Below are 23,501 nucleotides of genomic sequence, written 5' to 3'. Positions count from 1 at the left end.
TGCCAGGCACATTAAAAAAGAGTTAAGCAGAATCTGCTTAACTCTTTTTTATGATTATAAATGCACTTACGTCTATAGGCTCTATACTGAATGTGGCTGTGTTATCCTAGAACCTTTCCCGTACATCCCACTAAGGTTGTTATTGATCTTGGTATTACACTTTACAGAGGATTCTACAAAAGTCACCAACACAAGTATAACCACAGTTCTCCAATGTACTAATGTCAGTGTTGTAATAACTCTTTTTGATGAGATAATCGCAATTCCAGGACACCTTGAGAACCTAGCCGGCTCCCTCTTTTTCAGCAGCTCTTTGAACGCTCACTTAAGCGATATTTTTCTCCTTTACACCTGCACCCATATTGGTATCTTTAACTCCTGATTTTTAGAGGTGATAAGTTTGAGTTTGCTGACCATTCTCATTCTAAAAATTCTTCCTGCCTGCAATTTTAATGTACTCACCATATAGAAAAACAATCGAATTAGCAAATCTAAATGTATTACAATAGAATAAAGCTTATGATGTAAGTATGTCGTGATAATTTGATTATCTCCACCTGCTTGGGGATGTATATAAAAGAAATGATGAACCAAGCATATAAATAATTATAAACCATATTTAAAAACAGGGAAAAGGAGGAAGTAACATTGGAACAATTCATCGGTGATGATTTTTTGGTTATTGTATCACGTTTGTTTATTGCGCTGATATTATCTGGTTTAATTGGCTTTGAGCGTGAAATCAATAATCATTCAGCGGGGTTCCGTACGCATATATTAGTAGGAGTAGGCTCTTGTTTAATGATGATTTTATCCATTTTTGGCTTCATTGCATTCATGGATCAGTATGAAAATATTCAATTTGATCCTGCTCGGATTCCATCCTATGTAATTAGCGGTATCGGTTTTCTGGGAGCAGGTACAATTATTGTCTACGGGGGAACGATCAAAGGATTAACAACAGCTGCTTCTATATGGGCTGTGGCAGGCATAGGGCTGGTAGTCGGGGCCGGGATGTATAGTGTTGCGGTTGTGACAACACTTATTATTCTAGCTAGCTTAATTTTTTTAAATCAAATAGAGCATTTTTTTCCTCGATTTCAATTCAATAATTTTATTGAAATTATTGCCTCAGCAGAGTTTGAAATACATGAAGCAGTAAAATTAATTGAAAAAAATCATTTTAATATGAAGCAGGTAGAGATAAAGCAGTTAGAAGGTGGCGAGCGCAGGATTCATATATGGACCAATATCCAAAAAAATAATAAATTAGTTTATTTATTCGATGATATCTCTAAGCTTCCAGGAGTAATAAATATAACGAAGCGAAATTAAGTCTTATGAAGGATATTCAAAAAGTTATTAACGAATTTTGAGGGAATGGATAATTTGGAACCCTTATATTAAAATGCTATTACCATAACCTTTAAGCCTAAATTTAGCAACTTTTTGAATACACACTTATATATTTTCATAGATTTTCTATAATTATGTTTTGATTTCTTGACGGTTTGTCAAAAATAGAAACATCATCCATTTGCAACTTAAAGAATTTATATTATAATAAAACCATAGTCAAAGTTAGTCAAAGTCAAAAGGAATAATTTATCAAATAAATTATTTGATGTGAGGTGCGAAGGATGAGTAACATTTCAGATATCATTGAACAATATTTGAAAAAAGTATTACAGGCAGAAGAACAACAAGCTATTGAAATTAAAAGAAGTGAAATTGCAGATCAGTTTCAATGTGTACCCTCGCAAATAAATTATGTTATTAATACACGTTTTACTGTGGAGAAAGGGTATATCGTAGAAAGTAAGCGCGGTGGCGGCGGGTATATTCGTATTATGCGTATACGTCATCAGGATAAATCGGAATTAATTGATGAAATTATTTATTTAATTGGTGATTCGATTCCGCAACGTGCTGCAATAGACATTTTAGACAGGCTTTTAGAGGAGGAGCTGATTACAGCACGTGAAGCAAAGCTGATATTAGCAAGTATTGATCGAACCACCTTAGCTTTTCAACTGCCGCTTAGAGATGAGCTGCGTGCACGAATACTCAAATCTGCATTAACTGCACTCAAGTATTTGAACGATTAATTACCTGAAGGGGAGGAATCGTATGGAATGCCAAGAATGCCATGAAAGAAAGGCTACATTACATTTTAAACATATTATAAATGGTCAAGAGACGAAAGTTAGCCTTTGTGAAGTATGTGCGAAGAAAAAAGGATATTTAACCTATCCTGAAGAAGGATATTCCTTGAATGATCTTTTATCAGGGTTATTTCAAAAGGATGGATTAAATCTAAATTCTGCCGGAGCAGCAAATTCGAAACAGCCGAAACAGCCTCAAGAGCTGAAATGCTCTTCTTGCGGCAGAACGTTTAGTGAATTTAAAACAGCTGGGAAATTTGGCTGTGCAGATTGTTATGCTTCCTTTGGCTCAAAGGTAGAGCCGATTATACGGCGTGTGCATGCGGGCAATACGAGGCATACAGGCAGGATACCAAAGCGTGCCGGAAAGTATATTCAGCAAAAGCAATTAATATCCTCCTATAAAGGGGAGTTAAAACAGCTGATTGAAGACGAAGAGTTTGAAAAAGCAGCTGTACTGCGTGATAAAATCAGAGAGCTGGAAAAAGCGAATCAACAAAATAAGGAAGCGGGTGATGAAACGTGACATTAGAATCATTTATCAATGAAGCGATTAGCCCGTGGATGCTGGAGGATGGTCCGGATAAAGACATTGTAATGAGCAGCCGCGTTCGTCTGGCCCGCAACTTTGCAGATAAATTGTACCCGACATCCGGCAACAAAGAAGCGTTGGAGGATGTGCTACAATTTATAAAGGAGAACTATATTCAGCAAGAAGACTCCGAGCAGGCTTCTATTTCATTTATCCCAATGAAAAATTTAAGCATGATTGAAAAGCTTGTTTTGGTGGAAAAGCACTTAATAAGTCCACACTTAATAAAGCATAGTGATTATGCGGCAGTGTTATTATCTGAGCGGGAGCAGACGTCAATTATGGTCAATGAAGAGGATCATTTGCGGATTCAGGTGTATTATCCAGGTCTTCAGCTGAGAAAAGCGCTGGAGGAGGCATACCACTTAGATGATTGGCTGGAGGAGCAGGCGGACTATGCATTTGATGAAACAAAAGGCTATTTGACGAGCTGTCCTACTAATATCGGAACTGGCATGCGAGCTTCAATTATGATGCATTTACCAGCACTTGTACTGACAAAACAAATTAACCGGCTTATCCCGGCAATTAATCAATTGGGACTTGTTGTCAGAGGGATATATGGAGAAGGCAGTGAAGCAAGAGGGAGTATATTTCAAATATCGAACCAGATTACCCTGGGTAAATCAGAAGAGGATATTGTGGAGGACCTGGAGAGTATTGTCAACCAGCTTGTAGAGCATGAGCGTATGGCCCGGCAGTATATTTACGAACAATCAGAGATCAGCTTGGAGGATCGTGTTTTCCGTTCATATGGAACGTTGAAAAATAGCAGGATTATTGACTCAAAGGAAGCCTCTATCTGTATTTCTAATTTGCGTTTAGGGATCGATTTAGGCATAATAGAAAATATTTCCGAGAATATACTGAATGAACTGATGGTTTTAACACAGCCTGGATTTCTGCAGCATTATGCTAATAAAGCACTCCGCTCTGATGAACGTGATATTCGCAGAGCTTCCATTATTCGCGAAAGATTAAATTTGAAAAAGTAGGAGGAAAAACATATGATGTTTGGTCGCTTTACAGAGAGAGCACAAAAGGTATTAGCACTATCTCAAGATGAGGCTGTACGATTAGGACATAATAATATTGGAACAGAACATATTCTTCTTGGCTTAGTACGTGAAGGAGAAGGTATTGCTGCAAAAGCACTGCAGTCTCTTGGATTGGAAGTAGCTAAAATTCAAGAGGAAGTGGAAAAGCTGATCGGCGTCGGTAAACAGCCTTCTCAATCCATTCATTATACACCCAGAGCGAAGAAGGTTGTTGAATTATCTCAGGATGAAGCAAGAAAGCTGGGTCACTCTTATGTGGGAACAGAGCATATTCTTTTAGGTCTGATCCGTGAAGGAGAGGGAGTTGCTGCCCGTGTGTTAAATAACCTCGGTGTGAGTTTAAATAAGGCTCGTCAGCAGGTGCTTCAGCTGCTGGGTAGTAATGAGTCTCAGGCAGGACGTCAAGGGCGTACAGGGCAACAGGCAAACGCAAGCACACCTACTTTAGATTCTTTAGCCCGTGATTTGACAGTGAGTGCAAGAGAAGGAAAAATTGACCCTGTTATCGGTCGTTCGAAGGAAATTGAACGTGTGATTCAAGTGCTGAGCCGCCGTACGAAAAATAACCCTGTCCTGATCGGTGAGCCTGGAGTTGGAAAAACAGCTGTTGCAGAAGGTTTAGCACAGCAGATTATTGATAATGAGGTTCCGGAAACACTTAGGGATAAACGCGTGATGACATTAGATATGGGAACCGTTGTTGCAGGAACAAAATATCGCGGTGAGTTTGAGGACCGTTTGAAAAAAGTAATGGAAGAGATCCGTCAATCTGGCAATGTTATTTTATTCATTGATGAGCTTCATACGCTGATCGGTGCTGGTGGAGCAGAGGGGGCTATTGACGCATCTAATATTCTGAAGCCATCTCTTGCCCGCGGTGAACTGCAATGTATCGGAGCAACGACATTGGATGAGTACCGAAAATATATTGAAAAGGATGCTGCATTAGAGCGCCGTTTTCAGCCAATTCAGGTAGATGAGCCAACACTTGATGAGACGATTCAAATCCTGAAAGGTTTAAGAGACCGTTATGAAGCACATCATCGCGTGACCATTACAGATGAAGCGATTGAAGCAGCAGCAACCTTATCTGACCGGTATATCACGGATCGATTCTTACCTGATAAGGCGATTGATTTAATCGACGAGGCCGGCTCAAAAGTACGCCTGAATTCATATACTGTTCCGCCAAACTTAAAGGAGCTGGAACAAAAATTAGAAGAGGTAAGAAAAGAAAAAGATGCTTCTGTACAAAGCCAGGAATTTGAAAAAGCAGCATCGTTGAGAGATTCTGAACAGCGTTATCGCGAAAAGCTTGAAAAAACAAAGAAAGAATGGAAAGAAAAACAAGGGCAGACAGATTCTGAAGTAACGATGGAGGATATTGCAGCAGTAGTATCTATCTGGACGGGAGTTCCTGTTTCAAAACTGACTAAAGATGAGAGTGATCGTCTGTTAAACATGGAAGAAATTCTTCATGATCGTGTTATTGGTCAATCCGAAGCTGTAAATGCTGTAGCGAAAGCAATTCGTCGTGCCCGTGCCGGGTTAAAAGATCCGAAACGTCCAATTGGTTCTTTTATATTCCTTGGACCAACCGGAATTGGTAAAACAGAGCTGGCCCGTGCACTAGCAGAAGTGATGTTTGCGGATGAGGATGCAATGATCCGGATTGATATGTCTGAATACATGGAACGACATGCGACGTCCCGTTTAGTTGGATCTCCTCCAGGCTATGTAGGCTATGAAGAGGGGGGGCAATTAACAGAAAAAGTACGCCGTAAACCGTATTCGGTTGTGCTGCTGGATGAGGTGGAGAAAGCACATCCGGAAGTATTTAACATTCTCCTGCAGGTTCTTGAAGATGGCCGTTTAACTGATTCAAAAGGAAGAGTCGTTGATTTCCGTAATACAGTTATCATCATGACCTCTAATGTAGGAGCAAGTGAATTAAGGCGTAATAAATATGTCGGCTTCACATTGGATAATGACGAGAAGAAAGGGCATGAAGATATGAAGTCAAAGGTAATGGATGAATTGAAAAAGGCATTCCGTCCAGAATTCCTTAATCGTATTGACGAGACAATCGTATTCCATTCCCTGGAGAAAAAACATATGAAGGACATTGCGTCATTAATGCTTAAGCAGCTGCAAAAACGTCTGGAAGAGCAAGATTTAACACTTTCCCTTACAGATAAAGCCATTGAAAAAATTGCGAATGAAGGCTTCGACCCAGAATATGGTGCTCGTCCATTAAGACGTTCGATTCAAAGTAATATTGAAAATTTATTATCAGAAGAGCTTTTAAGAGGAAATATTCAAAAAGAACAAAAAGTGAAAATAGGGTTAAACAGCAAAGGAGAATTCATTGTCCTTCCTTAAATTGCTGTAAGGTAAACAAAAGCTAGAAGACCAAAACTCTTCTAGCTTTCTCCGTTTCATCAAAATACTTGTGGCATAAGTATGGAAGATTATTTTTGAATTTGATGCTTTTCTGTAACCTATGAAATTGATAAATAGTCTATAATAGTAAATAAGGGCGGTTCATTACCACGGGAAATTTGTTGGTTTGAATGACCCTTGAAGGAGGTTGGGACGTTGGCAAAAAGGAAAACGAAATTTACCTGCCAAGAATGCGGGTATCAATCGGTTAAATTTATGGGGAAATGCCCAGCTTGTCATCAATGGAACACAATGGTAGAAGAAATCGAAGCTGCTGCTGTAAAAGGCAGAGCGGGATATATGTCTGGTACAGCCTCCTCGCAAAAACCGGAAAAGATCACTTCCATTGAATCCAGGAAGGAACCGCGTATTACTGCGACAATGCGGGAATTTAACCGTGTGCTGGGCGGAGGCATTGTATTAGGATCACTGGTTTTAATTGGTGGAGATCCGGGTATTGGAAAATCAACCCTCTTATTACAAATTTCTGCGCAGCTGGCCGAAAAGGCTTTACCCGTTCTTTATGTATCGGGTGAAGAATCTACAAGGCAAACGAAATTGCGTGCGGATCGGTTAGACATCAAAACAGATGAACTATACGTTTTATCGGAAACAAATTTAATGGATATCAGCAGGCAAATAGAAGAAATCAACCCTTCTTTTGTCGTCGTCGATTCTATTCAAACAATTTTTAAAGAAGAGATAACAAGTGCACCCGGCAGTGTTTCCCAGGTCAGAGAATGTACGATGGAGCTGATGAAAATTGCAAAGACCAAAAACATTCCCATTTTTATTGTCGGTCATGTGACAAAAGAAGGATCAATTGCCGGTCCGCGTCTACTGGAACATATGGTGGATGCAGTATTGTACTTTGAAGGGGAGCGACATCACACCTATCGTATTTTAAGAGGTGTGAAGAACCGTTTTGGAAGCACAAATGAAATGGGAATTTTTGAAATGAAGGAGGAGGGGTTACGTGAAGTAATGAACCCTTCAGAAATCTTCCTGGAAGAAAGGTCCGAGGGAGCTGCCGGATCAACGGTTGTTGCTTCGATGGAAGGGACAAGGACGGTATTGGTAGAAATACAGGCATTAATTTCACCGACGAGCTTTGGGAATCCACGCAGAACGGCTACGGGGGTAGACCATAATCGAGTACCGCTGTTAATGGCTGTATTGGAAAAGCGGGTTGGACTGATGCTGCAAAATCAGGATGCTTATATTAAAGTAGCTGGTGGTGTAAAGTTGGATGAACCTGCGATTGACCTGGCGCTGGCAGTCAGTATCGCATCAAGCTTCCGGGATCAGCCAACCAAACCAGATGATATTTTTATAGGCGAAGTTGGCCTGACAGGCGAAATTCGCAGAGTATCCCGTATCGAACAGCGCGTACAGGAATCAGCAAAGTTAGGATTTAAACGGGTCATTTGTCCGAAAAATAATTTAGACGGCTGGAATTATCCGGCTGGTATCGAAGTGATTGGTGTTTCAAATGTACAGGAAGCGTTAGAAATTGGATTACATCCGTAGATTTTTTTAGTGAAAAGCATATATTACATGTCAATTGGCAATACTACTATAATAGTCAGGAGGTGAAAGGAATTGATGAAAAAAGTAGTACACTTATTCTTTATTATATTGGGCGGTACCATGGGGTATCTCTATCTTCCGGGACTTGTTCAGCTATTAAATGTTGCTGAATCAAGCTGGTTAACTTCATCTATCTTAGGAATGATTGTTGGAGCTATTATATTTTTTATCTTGTCTTATTTACTAGTAAACTATATTGTAAATTTCTTTCGTTGGGTGGAAGATGCACTGGTCAAGCTGCCAGCCATGGACTTGTTTTTTGGCAGTCTAGGTTTAATTGTCGGACTTGTTATAGCTTACTTTGTTAATATGCCACTGCAAGATATGAGTATTCGTGTTTTTTCACAGGTTTTGCCGCTTTTCATTATGATTATACTTGGTTATTTAGGATTCCAGGTAGGCTTCAGGCGGCGTGAGGAATTTATGAATATACTCAAGCCTGCTAAAAAGGACAAGCGCCGCAGTGATGACAGTGAAGAGGATGATGCAGATTCAAAAGGTAAGTACCCAAGCCCCAAAATTTTAGATACAAGCGTGATTATTGATGGGCGGATCGCTGATATTTGTCAGACAAACTTTTTAGAAGGAACCATTGTTATTCCGCAGTTTGTCCTTGGTGAATTACAGCATATCGCTGATTCATCGGATGCATTGAAGCGGAATCGCGGCCGGCGTGGATTAGACATTTTGAACAGAATCCAGAAGGAGCTTGCTGTAAAAGTAGAGATCTATGAAGGCGATTTTGAAGATATTCCAGAGGTGGACAGCAAACTGATTAAGTTGGCGAAAGTCATTGACGGGATTGTAGTTACCAATGATTTTAATTTGAACAAAGTATGTGACTTCCAGGGCGTGCCTGTTTTAAACATTAACGATCTCGCCAATGCCGTGAAGCCGGTTGTTCTTCCGGGAGAAGAGCTGCATGTACAAGTGATCAAAGATGGGAAAGAGCATAATCAGGGGGTTGCCTATTTAGATGATGGAACCATGATTGTCGTGGAAGAGGGAAGAGATTATATTGGTAAAAATATTGAGGTAGTTATTACCAGCGTTCTGCAAACTTCTGCCGGGCGGATGATCTTTGCAAAACCAAAATTACTTGAAAAAGCTTTGTAAAAAGGGTATAACTGATAAAGGATAAAAAAAGTGATAGCATGTATATGTTATCACTTTTCGTATAGAGTTTGTTTTTGAGAGGAAGAGAGGTAATCCCTCTTCTGACAGGTGTTTAAAAGGTTTCATAGTTAGAGAGGATGTTCAAAAAGTCCAGCAAAAGTGACACGGCGAATTCTCTAGTTGACGTAATTTTTCTGATGGGACTGGTCCTTTTTATCAAAACTTTTTGAACGCATACTATCAGGTTTTTTGAACAGTTTCTCTTAGAAAAGCAGGCAGCAATTATAAACGATGAAGGAGGCATTTTAAATGAGTAAGGAAGTTCGCGTACGTTATGCACCTAGTCCAACGGGACATTTGCACATTGGTAATGCTCGTACCGCTTTATTTAATTATTTATATGCAAAACATTTTGATGGAAAATTTATTATCCGCACAGAAGACACTGATGATAAAAGAAATGTAGAGGGCGGCGAAGAGAGTCAATTAAAATATTTAAAATGGCTCGGTTTAGAATGGGATGAAGGTGCAGATATTGGCGGAGAGTATGGCCCTTACCGTCAGACAGAGCGTTTGGATATTTATCAAAAATATGTAGATGATCTGCTTGCGCGTGATTTAGCTTATAAATGCTATATGACAGAAGATGAGCTGGAAGCAGAGCGTGAAGAGCAGCGTGCTAATGGACAGGTTCCTAAATATGCTGGAAAGCACAGCAATCTGACAGAAGAAGAAATAAAAAGCTTTGAGGCGGAAGGAAGAAAGCCGAGTATCCGCATTCGCGTTCCTAAAAATAAAACATATACCTTCCAGGATATTGTCCGTGGGGAAATCACTTTTGAATCAAGTGATTTTGGTGATTGGGTCATCGTCAAGAAAAATGGGATTCCTACGTATAACTTTGCAGTAGCTATTGATGATCATTTGATGGAAATTACAGATGTATTGCGCGGGGAAGAGCATATTTCTAATACACCGAAGCAAATGATGGTCTATGAAGCATTTGGATGGACAGCACCACGTTACGGACATATGACATTAATTTTGAATGAAGAACGTAAGAAGCTGAGTAAACGTGATGAGCATATTCTGCAGTTTATTGAGCAATATCGTAATTTGGGCTATCTGCCGGAAGCGATGTTTAATTTCATCAGTTTACTGGGCTGGTCTCCGGTCGGTGAAGAAGAGATGTTTACCCAGGAGGAACTGATTAACATATTTGACCCGGAACGTTTATCTACTTCTGCTGCGATTTTTGACCAGCATAAATTGAAATGGATGAACAATGAATATATTAAGAAATCAGACTTAAGCCGTGTGATTGATTTAGCATTGCCGCATTTAATTGAAGCAGGCAAGCTTCCTGAAAATATGGATGAGAAAACGCGTGAATGGGCAGAGAATGTGATCAGCCTGTATCGTGAGCAATTACGCTACGGAGCAGAAATTGTGGAATTGACAGAGCTGTTTTTCCAAGAGGATATTTCTTACGGCGAAGCAGAGCGGGAAGTCCTTAGTGAAGAACAGGTTCCGGAAGTATTACAAGTGTTCGCAGATAAATTGATCCATCTAGAGTCGTTTGATAAAGATTCAATTAAAGCACAATTTAAGGCAACCCAAAAAGAAACAGGACATCGCGGTAAAAAGCTCTTTATGCCGATCCGTGTGGCAACAACGGGACAAATGCATGGACCGGAGCTTCCTTTCGCCATTGAGTTACTGGGTAAAGATGTTATCGTGAAGCGTCTGGATAAATTATTAAAGGAAATGGGAGCTTAGTATTTCACATTTCTTGCGTTATATAATATATTATCTTTATAAGATATGCCTATGAAAATAAAATAAACCTAAATCGTTGAAGAGGTAAAGTAAAAATGAATGTCTTAGACAGAGAGAGTCACATTTGCTGCGAGTGATTTTAAGATTTCTTTTTGAAGTGCGCCTCAGAGTCTATCGTGGAATTAAAGTACATGATAGCGGTTCTCTGCCGTTAGAAGAGCAAAGTGGAGAAAGAGAGTTTCTTCTTTTCTCTAAACAGAGTGGGACCGCGCAGGAAAGCGTCTCTGTGTTTTTTAGAACACAGAGACGCTTTTTTTGATAGATGAAAAAAAGCAAAGCTTGAATTAATCAGGTAATGAAGTGTCTTTTTTTTTCCTCAGAAAAATAACTATAATTACTTCATCTGCATAAGAGGTATTACGGATACGCATACCGTGAAAAAATCTTTCCAATTATTTTAAACTAAAGGGGCTGTATATTTGTGGTCTTTCGGAGAATGAAGGAGGATATGGAGGTTGTATTTGAACAAGATCCAGCCGCTCGGACATATTTTGAAGTTATGTTAACTTATTCTGGTGTACATGCGATCTGGGCACACAGGATAGCACATTGGCTGTATAACAAAAATTTGAAGTTTTTGGCTCGTTTTACTTCGCAATTTTCTCGATTTATTACTGGTATTGAAATACATCCTGGAGCCAAAATAGGAAGAAGATTGTTTATTGATCATGGAATGGGTGTGGTGATTGGAGAGACATGTGAAATAGGAGATAATGTTACCATTTTCCAAGGGGTGACACTTGGCGGAACAGGAAAAGAACAGGGGAAACGGCATCCTACGATTGAAGACAATGCGATGATATCTACAGGGGCAAAGGTGCTTGGAGCAATTACGATTGGAGAAAACTCAAAAGTAGGAGGCGGCTCTGTTGTATTAAAAAATGTTCCGGCTAATTCTACGGTTGTCGGTGTTCCCGGTCAAGTGGTCGTTCAAGATGGCATTCGATTGAATAAAGATTTGGACCATCAGAATGTTCCTGATCCAATTGCGGAAAAATGCAGTGATTTACAAGAACAGATTAAAGAACTAAAAGCGGAAGTAGCGCATTTAAAGAAAGGAAGAATAAATAGCTATGACGATTCAAATATATAATACGTTAACTAGACAGAAGGAAGCGTTCAAACCGATTGAGCCTGGAAAGGTATCCATGTACGTGTGCGGACCTACTGTGTATAACTATATTCATATCGGAAATGCCCGCCCGGCGATTGTGTTTGATACCGTCCGCAGATATTTTGAATATCGGGGGTTTGATGTCCGCTATGTTCTTAATTTCACAGATGTAGACGATAAAATTATTAAAGCAGCCAGGGAAGCCGGAGAAGAAGTCGGTACGCTGGCGGATCGGTTTATTGCTGCCTATTTAGAAGACGTGCAGGCATTAGGAGTCAAAAACGCAACCAAAAATCCGCGTGTCATGGATTCGATGGAGGACATTATTGCTTTTATCAAAAAATTGGTTGACAAAGGCTACGCTTATGAAGTAGACGGAGATGTTTATTTTAAGCCGCGCTCCTTTACAGGGTACGGGAAGCTTTCTCACCAGTCCATTGATGAACTGCGTTCCGGTGCGCGGATTCAAGTGGGAGAGAAAAAGGAGGATCCTTTAGACTTTGCTTTATGGAAAAAAGCAAAAGACGGCGAAATTGCATGGAATTCCCCTTGGGGAGAAGGACGTCCAGGCTGGCATATTGAGTGCTCGGCAATGGCAAAAAAACATTTAGGTGAAACAATTGATATTCATGCAGGAGGACAGGACTTAACTTTTCCGCATCATGAGAATGAAATTGCACAATCCGAAGCGCATAATGATAAAACATTTGCAAACTACTGGATGCATAATGGTTATATAAATATCGATAATGAAAAAATGTCGAAATCCCTCGGTAATTATGTACTTGCACGTGATTTAATCGAAAGGCATGATCCGAAAGTATTACGCTTCTTTATGCTTTCTGTTCATTACCGCAATCCGATTAATTTTACAGAAGAATTGCTGCAGAGTGCTAAAACAAGCTTGGAGCGGATAGAAACAGCTTACCATAATTTAGGGCACCGCCGTCATGCAAGTATGGATTTGAGAGAAGATAATCAAGCGTGGCTCGATCGTATAGAGGATCGTAAAAAAAGGTTTGAAGCAGAGATGGATGACGATTTCAATACAGCAAACGCCATCTCAATTCTATTTGATTTATCGAAGGAGGCAAATGTCTATGTCCAGGAGGAGCAGACAGCTACTGCTGTGATTGATGCCTTTCGTGGGACGATTGCCTCTATGCTCGGCGTATTAGGGATTGATATTGAAAATGAACAGGAAGAGCTATTGGATGAAACCATCGAAGCGTTAATCGCGGAACGAAATGAGGCGCGTAAAAATCGTGATTTTGCCCGTGCAGATGAAATACGTGACCAATTAAAGAACGAACAGATTATCTTAGAAGATACGCCTCAGGGTGTCAGGTGGAAAAGAGGTAAATAATGAAAGCCAGTGATGTCAGACAAATGAAAAGCCTCGCTCTAGCATATATCGGTGATGCGATTTATGAAGTATATGTGCGTGAGCTGCTATTAGAGCGGGGAACCATTAAACCGAATCAATTGCATCAGGCAGCTATTCGGTACGTATCCGGTAAATCCCAGGCAAAGGTTATTCTGCACTGGCTGGAGGAAGAAGATTTTTTATCAGAAGAGGAAAGCAGTGTAGTGATTCGGGGAAGAAATGCCAAATCAGGCAGCACCCCAAAAAATATCAGCGTACAAACATATCGGTATAGTACAGCGTTCGAAGCATTGATTGGCTATCACTATTTATTGAAAAATCAACAAAGACTACAGGAATTAATGACCCAGGCAATTGAATTTTTAGAGGAAGGGAGTGCTTGAAGTGACACAGGATCAGGAATGGATTATCGGAAAAAACCCTGTCATCGAAGCATTAAAATCTGGCCGTTCTGTTAATAAAATTTGGATATCCGAACAATTACAGGGAGCGGCGTCACAAAAAATACAACAGCTTGCCCGTGAAGCAGGGGCGGTTGTTCAAAAAGCGCCTAGATCAAAGCTGGATAAGCTGCAGGAAGGGAATCATCAGGGAGTCATTGCCTCAGTAGCCGCTTATCCTTATGCGTCCATTGAAGATCTTTTTGCCAGGGCAGAGGAAAGAGAAGAAGCACCGTTCTTCATTTTACTGGATGAATTAGAGGACCCACATAATCTGGGCTCCATTTTACGTACCGCTGATGCCACCGGCGCACATGGAGTTATTATCCCTAAGCGCCGCTCAGTCGGTTTAACAGCTACAGTAGCAAAAACAGCAGCAGGAGCGTTGGAGCATATTCCTGTTGCGAGAGTGACGAATATGGCCAATACGATTGATGAACTTAAAGAACGAAATGTATGGATTGTCGGAACAGAAGCAGAAGCAGATGAAGATTACCGGGAGCTGGACGGAACGCTGCCAATTGGGCTTGTTATTGGGAACGAAGGAAAAGGGATGAGCCGTCTGGTCAGAAAAAAATGCGATTGGACCGTCAGCTTGCCGATGGTTGGACAAGTGTCCTCATTAAATGCATCTGTTGCATGCAGTTTACTTCTTTATGAAGTACTAAGAAAGCGTCAGCCCCTGAGGAGTTCCTGAATGGTTGTGTTAATCGTAGACGGCTATAATATCATCGGCGCATGGCCAGAGCTTGAACAGCTGAAAGAAAAAGATATCGGTCAAGCGAGAGACAGGCTGATTGAACTTCTTGCAGAGTATCAGGCGTTTACTGGTGATCGTGTGATTGTAGTCTTCGATGCTTACTATGTGCGCGGAACGGAATCGAAGCAAGAACAATTTAAGGTTGAGGTTATTTATACAAAAGAAAAGGAAACGGCAGATGAATGTATTGAGAAGCTTGTAAAGAAAGTCAAGAATATCCAGACACAGGTCTATGTAGCAACATCGGATTATGCAGAGCAGCGAACTATCTTTGGACAGGGTGCTTTGCGTAAATCAGCCAGAGAGCTTCAGATTGAGATGGATGATATGAATCAGGAAATCCGCATCAGCCTGGAAACACATCAAAAAGAAAAGCCTGCTGCTAAAATTCCAATTAATCAAGATTTATTAAAAAGGTTTGAAGAGATGCGGCGGGGGAAATAGATAAATATATGGAAGCTACAGATACAGGGAGTGTTTCTCAAAGAAAGAATGAGAAGGCATTCCTGCATATATCAGACAGCTTCCATTTCCAGATAAACTGTGATTCTCCACATGACGAAAAATATTTTTTGAAAATAAATTGGGATCGCTATAAAGGGTTGAAGGCAAAGTGATGTACGCGTTTTTTGTTATTTTCTGATGGGTAAAAAGACTCTCTTATTTTCACGAAAACGACAAATTACGACGACTTCTGTCATAAAAGGGTCGTTGACGATATTTCAGCTCGTCTAGTATAATGGTGCCTATCGTGGTGATATTTGGAGATATCGAGTAGGAGGGATTGTTGGTGAGTGGTGGGCAAATCAATACACGCAGCAAGAAACTGGACAAGCTAGAGGATATTCATTTGCTGGAATTAATTGATCAAGGTGACAGCTATGCATTGGACCTCCTGATACATCGGTATTTAAATTTTGTGCGGCTGAAAGCACGTACCTATTTTTTGGTTGGTGCGGATAAAGAAGATATTATTCAAGAGGGAATGATTGGATTATATAAAGCTATCCGTGATTTTGACATGGAACAGCCAACTCCGTTTAAAGCGTTTGCGGAGTTATGCGTAACAAGGCAAATTATCACAGCTATAAAAACAGCAACAAGACAAAAGCATCTCCCCTTAAATTCCTATGTCTCCCTGGATAAGCCAATCTATGAGGAAGAATCTGACCGGACGTTGCTTGATATTATTTCAAGCTCTGAGGACAGTGACCCGGAGGAAATGCTTATTAACCGGGAAGAATATGGAGCGATGGAATTTAAATTATCAGAATTATTGAGCGGTTTAGAAAGACAGGTACTGCAGCTATATCTGGATGGCTGTACCTATCAGGAGATCGCCAAACAGCTGAATCGTCATGTGAAATCGATTGATAATGCTTTAGTTCGAGTGAAAAGAAAATTGGAAATATTGCTTGAAGAGAATGGGGTTACCATTTAAAGGAACTGTTATTTATCGCAGTGTAACTGGCTGTGAGACTCCCGTTTCAAGCATAGGAGAAAATCGAAAATACCAGGCAGGAGCCGGGCAGCCAGGGTCCGATTGGCGAGGATAAAAAAAATATATGTTAAATAATTGTATTTCCTCGTTGCATTTAACTAAATAAATGATGTATTTCAGCCTGCATAGAATATAGAAGAGAATGCAGTTTTTCTGAAAATGGGAGACAGCATTGACATTATGATAGTGAAGTGCTATGTTAGTATAGTCTATATCCCTGTGTATTGGGGTGGAATTTATGAGTAAAAAGATAGTCTTATCATGTGCAGTATGTTCTAGCCGGAACTATTCAACGAACAAAAACGCAGCCAATCAATCCGGGAGATTAGAAGTGAAAAAGTTCTGTAAGCATTGCAAAACACATACACTGCACCGTGAGACCAAATAGATATAGGTTGATGGATAGATTCGCGTAAGTTCGGGGGGAACAGATAAGATGTTTAAGTTCTTAAAGAATGTTTCAAATGAAATGAAGAAAGTAAGCTGGCCAAAAGGAAAGGAACTAAGAAACTATACCTTTGTGGTAATTTCTACAGTAATCTTTATGGCAATATTCTTTTTCGTTGTTGATTTAGGCATATCTGAAATATTAGATGCATTTTTTGAATAATTCCGTTATAATGCAGGTATAATGAAAAGAAGAAAAAGTCAGAGAAAACCCGGTTTATGCGGGTTTTTTAAATTGGAAAAGAAAAGCGCAGGACGGTCCGCCCAGCTCTAAAGTTTATGCTCGGAGCTGGATGTTAAAATAGCTTATAAAGAGGAGGGGACAGGGCAGTTTATTGTCCGTTACAAATGGAAAAGAATTGGTACGTGGTTCACACTTATTCTGGCTATGAGAATAAAGTGAAAATGAATCTTGAAAAAAGAGTAGCGTCCATGGGTATGGAAGATAAGATTTTCCGTGTTATTGTTCCAGAAGACGAGGAAGCAGAAATTAAAAATGGCAAGAAAAAAATGGTGAAGAAAAAATCTTTCCCTGGCTATGTGTTAACAGAGATGGTTATGACAGATGATTCATGGTATGTGGTGCGCAACACACCGGGTGTGACAGGGTTTGTCGGCTCCAGTGGCCATGGTGCAAAGCCAACACCATTACTGCCGGATGAAGTAGATGTTGTACTGAAAAGAATGGGTGTCAGTGAACCGGCTGTCCAAATCGATTTTGAAATCAAAGAAAGTGTCCGTGTCACAGAAGGTCCATTTGCAGATTTCACAGGAACTATCGAACAGATTGATACAGATAAACAAAAATTGAAAGTACATGTGAATATGTTCGGAAGAGAAACGCCGGTTGAACTGGACTTCTCTCAAGTTGACAAGCTTTCATAGATTTTTCGGATTAATATAACAGCGGGATACCCCGTAAAGGGAGAATATGACAATCAAATAGAAATGTTCTCCCGGGCATAAGAATTTTCATGAATAGAGGCTTGCTTTTTTTCTGAATTCATGCTAAGATTCTTTTGTTATTCTTGTTTTCAACTAAAAGGGGAGCAGGAAATGAGTGGGAGGGTAAATAAAATAAGAGACCCTATTACCACATCACGGACTTTAAGGAGGTGTGTCTCGTGGCTAAAAAAGTAATCAAATTAGTAAAATTGCAAATTCCTGCGGGAAAAGCTAATCCAGCACCACCGGTTGGGCCGGCTCTAGGTCAAGCAGGTGTTAACATTATGGGATTCTGTAAAGAATTTAACGCTCGAACACAAGAACAAGCAGGTTTAATTATTCCTGTCGAAATCACAGTATTCGAGGATCGTTCATTTACATTTGTTACAAAGACTCCACCGGCAGCAGTGCTACTTAAAAAAGCAGCTGGAATCGAGTCTGGTTCAGGTGAACCTAATAAAACAAAAGTCGCTACTGTAAAACGCGACAAAGTAAAAGAAATCGCTGAAACAAAAATGCCTGATTTAAATGCAGCTGATGTTGATGCGGCAATGCGCATGGTTGAAGGTACTGCGCGCAGTATGGGAATCACGATCGAAGACTGATTCGATATTCCGTAGACAGACTTTCTGAAGTTTCAAGGTTGCGGCGTTTTCACCCGCAGCCTTATTCGTGAGAAGGCTGAACCGGAAAGTGATTCACGTGCTGGACAAGAGTGCTTGCTCTTGTCCCGTGGGAGGTACAACCGTTATAACCACAAAAGAGGAGGATATAATTAATATGGCTAAATATGGTAAAAAGCATCAAGAAGCTTTAAAGCAGATTGATCGTACACAAGCATATGAAATTAAAGAAGCTGTTGAGCTTGCGAAAAAGACTGCAAAAGCAAACTTTGATGAAACAGTAGAAGCTGCTTTCCGTCTTGGTGTAGACCCTAAGAAAGCAGATCAACAAATTCGCGGAGCAATGGTTTTACCGCATGGTACTGGTAAAACACAACGCGTTTTAGTATTTGCTAAAGGTGAGAAAGCAAAAGAGGCAGAAGCTGCTGGTGCAGATTATGTTGGAGAAGGAGATTACATCAATAAAATTAACCAGGGCTGGTTTGATTTTGACGTAATCGTTGCTACTCCGGACATGATGGCTGAGGTAGGTAAACTGGGTCGTGTTTTAGGACCAAAAGGATTAATGCCAAACCCTAAAACTGGAACAGTAACTTTCGAAGTTGAGAAAGCTGTTCAAGACATTAAAGCAGGTAAAGTAGAATATCGTGTTGATAAATCTGCTAACATCCATGTTCCAATCGGAAAAGTTTCTTTCGATGAGCAAAAATTAGTAGAAAACTTTACTGCTCTTACGGAGCAACTTGTTAAAGTGAAGCCTCAGTCTTCTAAAGGTACTTACCTGAAGAATGCTTCCATTGCATCTACAATGGGACCGGGAATCAAAGTTGACGTTTCAAACTTCCGTTAATTAGTAGTTGACTTTTCAGCTAACGTTCGATATACTAATTCTCGGCTTTAATAAAATCGAATGTTATACCGTAGACAGCAGGGGCTCTTATAAGCTTAATTTTCCTGCCGAGGTGTTTATTTATAGAAAGACAAACCGTTTTTGTCTATCTTAAGGTAAGCTCTCATGTCTGCATGAGAGCTTTTTTTATAGAAAAGCACGTTCGGACGGTGTAATACTAGTGACTGTTATTAGGAGGTGGAAAGATGTCAGGGATTATTGAACAAAAGAAACAATTAGTAGAGGAAATCGCAGATAAGTTTCGTAATAGCCAAACTGCAGTAGTAGTTGACTATCGTGGACTTGACGTTTCAGAGGTTACTGCACTACGTAAAGAGCTTCGCGAAGCAGGTGTTGAATTCAAAGTATACAAAAATACAATGGTGCGCCGTGCTGTAGAGGCTGTTGAGTTAAATGAACTTAGCGAAGTGCTGACTGGACCCAACGCGATTGCATTTAGTGAAGATGTTGTAGCTCCGGCACGAATCTTAAACAACTTCAGTAAGGATCATGAAGCTTTAGAAATTAAAGGCGGAATTATTGAAGGAAATGTTGCTTCACTTGAGCAAATCAAAGAGCTTGCAGATCTGCCAAACTACGAAGGTATGGTATCTATGCTGCTTAGCGTACTTCAAGCTCCAATCCGCAACTTTGCTTATGCTACAAAAGCTGTTGCAGAGCAAAAAGAAGAACAGGGTGCATAATACACCAATCGGTTTATCTATAAAAAACAAACTTATATCAGGAGGAATTTAATCATGACAAAAGAAGAAATGATTAGTGCAATTAAAGAAATGACTGTACTTGAATTAAACGATTTAGTAAAAGCAATCGAAGAAGAGTTTGGCGTAACAGCTGCTGCTCCAGTTGCTGTTGCAGGTGCTGCTGGCGGTGCTGCTCAAGAAGAAAAAACTGAATTTGACGTTGTTCTTAACGATGCTGGTGCATCTAAGATCAAAGTTGTTAAAGCAGTTCGCGAAATCACTGGTCTTGGCTTGAAAGATGCGAAAGACTTAGTAGATAACGCTCCTAAAGCAATTAAAGAAGCTGTATCTAAAGAAGAAGCGGAAGAAGTTAAAGGTAAACTTGAAGAAGCTGGTGCTTCTGTAGAAGTTAAATAATTTAACGAATATAAGAAAAAGAGCTCGTCGTATTTTAGACGGGCTCTTTTATCACGAAACCAAAAGGGTCACCTTTATCACTAGAAAAAGTTCAAGTTTATATACGAGAATGTTTTTTAGTTGAACAGGTGGCCTTTTTTTACAGATTAAGAAGTGTTAAAAAAGTACTTGGACTGTTTACTTTCAACTTTAGATGTGAGATGGACCTTTTGGCTATCGCTACAGAAATACATTACGCTTTCCGCGGGCTTGCGCTCAGCCTCCTCGGTAAAAAGAAGATCACTTTTTCCCTGCGGAGGCATACGGGATGTATGTCAGTTCGGTGTTGCGACAGGACGTCGCGAACTTAACCGAACCTCCTTTTTCCCTTTTTGCGCTNTTTGGCTATCGCTACAGAAATACATTACGCTTTCCGCGGGCTTGCGCTCAGCCTCCTCGGTAAAAAGAAGATCACTTTTTCCCTGCGGAGGCATACGGGATGTATGTCAGTTCGGTGTTGCGACAGGACGTCGCGAACTTAACCGAACCTCCTTTTTCCCTTTTTGCGCTTTCCCACAGGAGTCTCCGTGTATTTCTTCCGCTAGTCGAGAAGAAGTGCCTTCTATGAGAGGAATCTCTTTCTTGATTTGAGATGAAAAATACTTTCTTTTATTTTGGAGAGGGAAACTGATAATAGTTTCTCCTCTTAGATGGTAGTGGAAAGAAGTTGACTCCTGCGGGAAAAGCAACAGGTGAAGACCCCGCAGAAAAAGTGGTTTTCTTTTTCGAGGAGGCTGAGGCGTTGCCCGCGGAAAGCAACTTCTTGTAACGGACATCGTCCTATGATTAGGAAGTGTACGATCGTGGCCCAAGTATTTTTCTTAATTAATATAAAGTGGGTGCTAATCCATATGACAGAGCATTACTATTCAAAACAGCCTCAGGCAAAATCATCACCCCGAAGCTGGTCTTTTGATTTGCGGGGAAGAACATTTCAATTTACGAGTGATATAGGTGTTTTTTCAAAAAGTGAAGTGGACTTTGGTTCAAGAGTGCTTATTGAGACTTTCTGTGAGCCTGAGATTGATGGGCCGATATTAGATGTGGGATGCGGTTATGGACCAATCGGATTGTCTTTGGCTGCTGATTTTTCAGAAAGACAGGTTTTTATGGTTGATGTGAATGAACGGGCAGTAGAATTAGCCGGGAAGAATGCAGAAATCAATAAAATCCCGAATGTAACCATTCTTCAAAGTGATTTGTATAAGCAATTAGCGGAAAAATCTTTTGCTTCTATTGTTACCAACCCGCCAATACGTGCTGGTAAAAAAGTGGTGCATGCAATATTTGAAGAAGCTTACAATCATTTAGCCGTTCACGGAGATTTGTGGGTGGTTATCCAAAAAAAGCAGGGGGCGCCATCTGCAAAAGATAAAATAGAAGAGATTTTCGGAAATGCAGAAGTAGTTACAAAGAAAAAAGGTTATTTTATTTTGCGAGCAAAAAAGTTTGACTAATAAGTAGGGATATGCTAGGATTGAAAGATGCTAAGATTAGGATACGTTTGCCTAGCGTTTTTTCTGCAGTTAAACGTATAAAACCTTTATCAATGGGAAAGGCTTGTAGAATCGGGAAAAACAAAGGTTCGACAAATTGCTTTTCTATAGTTTATCAAAATTCTTTCATCTGCACAATCTAAAATCACAACATCCTTGAAATAGCTCATTTCTCAGGTAGTGTGCAAGGGAACCTTGAACCTTAGAGAAGTCAGCTGTAAAAGGAAGATGAGGGAGCTTGCGGATGAGAGGGTAATGAGTTTATAGTTTTATTTTTTAAAGAACAGATGATTTATTCAGACGTTCTTTTAAATATGAGTTACATTTTGTAGAACAACTACTAAAATGGATGATTTAAGGGGTGAAGCAGTTGACAGGTCAACTAGTTCAGTATGGACGGCACCGCCAACGCAGGAGCTATGCACGTATTAATGAAGTGTTAGAATTACCTAACCTAATTGAAATCCAAACCGCTTCTTATGAATGGTTTTTAGAAGAAGGTTTAAGAGAGATGTTCCAGGATATCTCTCCAATTGAAGACTTTACAGGAAATCTATCACTTGAGTTTGTGGATTATAGTTTGGGTGATCCGAAATATCCTGTAGACGAAGCAAAGGAAAGAGACGTGACATACAATGCTCCCCTTCGCGTGAAGGTTCGTTTAATTAATAATGAAACCGGAGAAGTAAAGGAACAGGAAGTATTTATGGGTGACTTCCCATTAATGACAGACACAGGAACATTTATTATCAATGGAGCAGAGCGTGTTATTGTATCACAGCTTGTACGTTCACCAAGTGTTTATTACAATGAAAAAATTGATAAAAATGGTAAACGTGGTATTGCAACAACAGTTATTCCAAACCGTGGAGCATGGTTAGAATTTGAAACAGATGCAAAAGATGTTGCTTATGTCCGTATTGATCGTACTCGTAAATTACCAATTACGGTTCTATTAAGAGCTTTAGGATTTGGAACAGATCAAGAGATTGTTGATTTGTTGGGCGAGAACGAATATTTACGAAACACATTAGAAAAAGACAATACAGAGAATGCAGAGAAGGCTCTTTTAGAAATCTATGAACGCCTGCGTCCTGGCGAACCACCAACAGTTGAAAATGCGAAGAGTCTATTAGTATCTCGTTTCTTTGATCCAAAGCGCTACGACTTAGCACATGTGGGTCGCTATAAAATGAATAAAAAACTCCATATCAAAAATCGCTTATTCAACCAAGTGCTTGCAGAGCCTGTTGTAGATTCGGAAACAGGAGAAGTAATTGCAAATAAAGGCGATCGTTTGGAAAGAAAATTATTAGATAGGATTCTTCCATATCTCGAACGTAAAGAAGATCGTTTTGGAGATAAAACTATTACACCGCATGATGGGGTTTTAGAAGAAGAAATTACGATACAGTCTGTAAAAATCCTTGATCCGACCGATCCAAATGGAGAGCGTGAGCTAACTGTCATTGGAAACGGAGAACTAACAAAAGAAATTAAAAATATCACACCGGCCGATATTTTGGCTTCTATCAGTTATTTCTTTAACCTGCTTCATCAGGTAGGGGATACAGATGATATTGATCACTTAGGAAACCGTCGTTTGCGTTCGGTTGGTGAATTATTACAAAATCAATTCCGGATCGGGTTATCCCGGATGGAGCGTGTTGTTCGTGAAAGAATGTCGATTCAGGACACTTCCAGCGTGACACCACAGCAATTGATTAATATTCGTCCGGTTATTGCATCCATTAAAGAATTCTTTGGCAGCTCGCAGTTATCCCAGTTTATGGACCAGACCAATCCTTTAGGCGAATTAACGCATAAGCGTCGTCTGTCAGCACTAGGGCCTGGCGGTTTGACCCGTGAGCGTGCAGGAATGGAAGTACGTGACGTTCACTATTCTCACTATGGCCGTATGTGTCCAATCGAGACTC

The 23,501-nt window shown here is 40.1% G+C and carries 22 protein-coding genes, 1 pseudogene and 2 other annotated features; all 23 genes and pseudogenes read left to right on the top strand.

Annotation, left to right across the window (positions count from 1 at the left end; genetic code table 11):
- Window positions 1–648 precede the first annotated feature (648 nt).
- Window positions 649–1,335, top strand: coding sequence for an MgtC/SapB family protein (locus FLK20_RS20890; RefSeq protein WP_227995239.1), 687 nt, complete (start codon window positions 649–651; stop codon window positions 1,333–1,335).
- A gap of 305 nt (window positions 1,336–1,640) precedes the next feature.
- Entirely contained in the window at window positions 1,641–2,108 is a 468-nt protein-coding gene (locus FLK20_RS20885; RefSeq protein ID WP_152658529.1) for a CtsR family transcriptional regulator, read from the top strand.
- 22 nt (window positions 2,109–2,130) lie between these two features.
- Entirely contained in the window at window positions 2,131–2,691 is a 561-nt protein-coding gene (mcsA, locus tag FLK20_RS20880) for a protein-arginine kinase activator protein McsA (protein ID WP_152658528.1), read from the top strand.
- Window positions 2,688–3,752: a protein-arginine kinase McsB gene (gene mcsB, locus FLK20_RS20875; protein WP_152658527.1), complete on the top strand. Its 1,065-nt coding sequence runs from the start codon at window positions 2,688–2,690 to the stop codon at window positions 3,750–3,752. The genes mcsA and mcsB overlap by 4 nt, the downstream gene beginning before the upstream one ends.
- 12 nt (window positions 3,753–3,764) lie before the next feature.
- A complete protein-coding gene (gene clpC, locus FLK20_RS20870) occupies window positions 3,765–6,197 on the top strand; it encodes an ATP-dependent protease ATP-binding subunit ClpC (protein ID WP_152658526.1) in 2,433 nt (810 codons plus the stop codon).
- A gap of 216 nt (window positions 6,198–6,413) precedes the next feature.
- Complete coding sequence (gene radA / locus FLK20_RS20865; RefSeq protein WP_152658525.1) at window positions 6,414–7,787, top strand: DNA repair protein RadA; 1,374 nt, start codon at window positions 6,414–6,416, stop codon at window positions 7,785–7,787.
- A 72-nt stretch (window positions 7,788–7,859) separates the two neighbouring features.
- Window positions 7,860–8,963, top strand: a complete 1,104-nt coding sequence (locus tag FLK20_RS20860) for a PIN/TRAM domain-containing protein (protein ID WP_152658524.1) — start codon at window positions 7,860–7,862, stop codon at window positions 8,961–8,963.
- Between the two features lie 309 nt (window positions 8,964–9,272).
- Window positions 9,273–10,742, top strand: a complete 1,470-nt coding sequence (gene gltX, locus FLK20_RS20855) for a glutamate--tRNA ligase (protein ID WP_152658523.1) — start codon at window positions 9,273–9,275, stop codon at window positions 10,740–10,742.
- A 67-nt stretch (window positions 10,743–10,809) separates the two neighbouring features.
- Window positions 10,810–11,031: a binding site (T-box leader), on the top strand.
- A 219-nt stretch (window positions 11,032–11,250) separates the two neighbouring features.
- Complete coding sequence (cysE, locus tag FLK20_RS20850) at window positions 11,251–11,895, top strand: serine O-acetyltransferase (RefSeq protein ID WP_255473844.1); 645 nt, start codon at window positions 11,251–11,253, stop codon at window positions 11,893–11,895.
- Window positions 11,876–13,282: a cysteine--tRNA ligase gene (cysS, locus tag FLK20_RS20845; RefSeq protein ID WP_152658522.1), complete on the top strand. Its 1,407-nt coding sequence runs from the start codon at window positions 11,876–11,878 to the stop codon at window positions 13,280–13,282. The genes cysE and cysS overlap by 20 nt, the downstream gene beginning before the upstream one ends.
- Window positions 13,282–13,686: a Mini-ribonuclease 3 gene (locus FLK20_RS20840; protein ID WP_152658521.1), complete on the top strand. Its 405-nt coding sequence runs from the start codon at window positions 13,282–13,284 to the stop codon at window positions 13,684–13,686. The genes cysS and FLK20_RS20840 overlap by 1 nt, the downstream gene beginning before the upstream one ends.
- Window position 13,687: 1 nt before the next feature.
- The gene (gene rlmB / locus FLK20_RS20835; protein ID WP_152658520.1) at window positions 13,688–14,440 is read left to right on the top strand and encodes a 23S rRNA (guanosine(2251)-2'-O)-methyltransferase RlmB; all 753 of its coding nucleotides are present in this window, start codon (window positions 13,688–13,690) and stop codon (window positions 14,438–14,440) included.
- Window positions 14,441–14,947, top strand: coding sequence for an NYN domain-containing protein (locus FLK20_RS20830; RefSeq protein WP_152658519.1), 507 nt, complete (start codon window positions 14,441–14,443; stop codon window positions 14,945–14,947).
- Between the two features lie 343 nt (window positions 14,948–15,290).
- Entirely contained in the window at window positions 15,291–15,944 is a 654-nt protein-coding gene (sigH, locus tag FLK20_RS20825; RefSeq protein ID WP_152658518.1) for an RNA polymerase sporulation sigma factor SigH, read from the top strand.
- Window positions 15,945–16,242: 298 nt separating this feature from the next.
- Entirely contained in the window at window positions 16,243–16,392 is a 150-nt protein-coding gene (gene rpmG, locus FLK20_RS20820; RefSeq protein ID WP_152658517.1) for a 50S ribosomal protein L33, read from the top strand.
- A gap of 48 nt (window positions 16,393–16,440) precedes the next feature.
- Window positions 16,441–16,614 carry a preprotein translocase subunit SecE gene (gene secE, locus FLK20_RS20815; protein WP_152658516.1) on the top strand — a complete coding sequence of 58 codons (174 nt, stop codon included), beginning with the start codon at window positions 16,441–16,443 and terminating at the stop codon, window positions 16,612–16,614.
- 185 nt (window positions 16,615–16,799) lie between these two features.
- The gene (gene nusG / locus FLK20_RS20810; protein WP_152658515.1) at window positions 16,800–17,336 is read left to right on the top strand and encodes a transcription termination/antitermination protein NusG; all 537 of its coding nucleotides are present in this window, start codon (window positions 16,800–16,802) and stop codon (window positions 17,334–17,336) included.
- Between the two features lie 239 nt (window positions 17,337–17,575).
- Window positions 17,576–18,001, top strand: coding sequence for a 50S ribosomal protein L11 (rplK, locus tag FLK20_RS20805; protein ID WP_139344913.1), 426 nt, complete (start codon window positions 17,576–17,578; stop codon window positions 17,999–18,001).
- Between the two features lie 175 nt (window positions 18,002–18,176).
- Window positions 18,177–18,869 carry a 50S ribosomal protein L1 gene (rplA, locus tag FLK20_RS20800; RefSeq protein ID WP_152658514.1) on the top strand — a complete coding sequence of 231 codons (693 nt, stop codon included), beginning with the start codon at window positions 18,177–18,179 and terminating at the stop codon, window positions 18,867–18,869.
- A gap of 50 nt (window positions 18,870–18,919) precedes the next feature.
- Window positions 18,920–19,065: a sequence feature (ribosomal protein L10 leader region), on the top strand.
- A gap of 49 nt (window positions 19,066–19,114) precedes the next feature.
- Window positions 19,115–19,612, top strand: a complete 498-nt coding sequence (gene rplJ, locus FLK20_RS20795) for a 50S ribosomal protein L10 (protein WP_152658513.1) — start codon at window positions 19,115–19,117, stop codon at window positions 19,610–19,612.
- Between the two features lie 54 nt (window positions 19,613–19,666).
- Window positions 19,667–20,029, top strand: a complete 363-nt coding sequence (gene rplL, locus FLK20_RS20790) for a 50S ribosomal protein L7/L12 (RefSeq protein WP_152658512.1) — start codon at window positions 19,667–19,669, stop codon at window positions 20,027–20,029.
- 890 nt (window positions 20,030–20,919) lie between these two features.
- Window positions 20,920–21,525 (top strand): class I SAM-dependent methyltransferase, encoded by a 606-nt coding sequence (locus FLK20_RS20785; protein ID WP_152658530.1) that lies wholly within the window; start codon window positions 20,920–20,922, stop codon window positions 21,523–21,525.
- Between the two features lie 409 nt (window positions 21,526–21,934).
- Window positions 21,935–23,501 (top strand): annotated as a pseudogene (locus FLK20_RS20780) (DNA-directed RNA polymerase subunit beta); the annotation flags it as partial.

Source organism: Oceanobacillus sp. CFH 90083 (assembly GCF_009389585.1).
In the GTDB taxonomy this organism is placed as follows: domain Bacteria; phylum Bacillota; class Bacilli; order Bacillales; family Amphibacillaceae; genus Oceanobacillus.
This window is presented reverse-complemented; position numbering and strand designations above follow the sequence as displayed.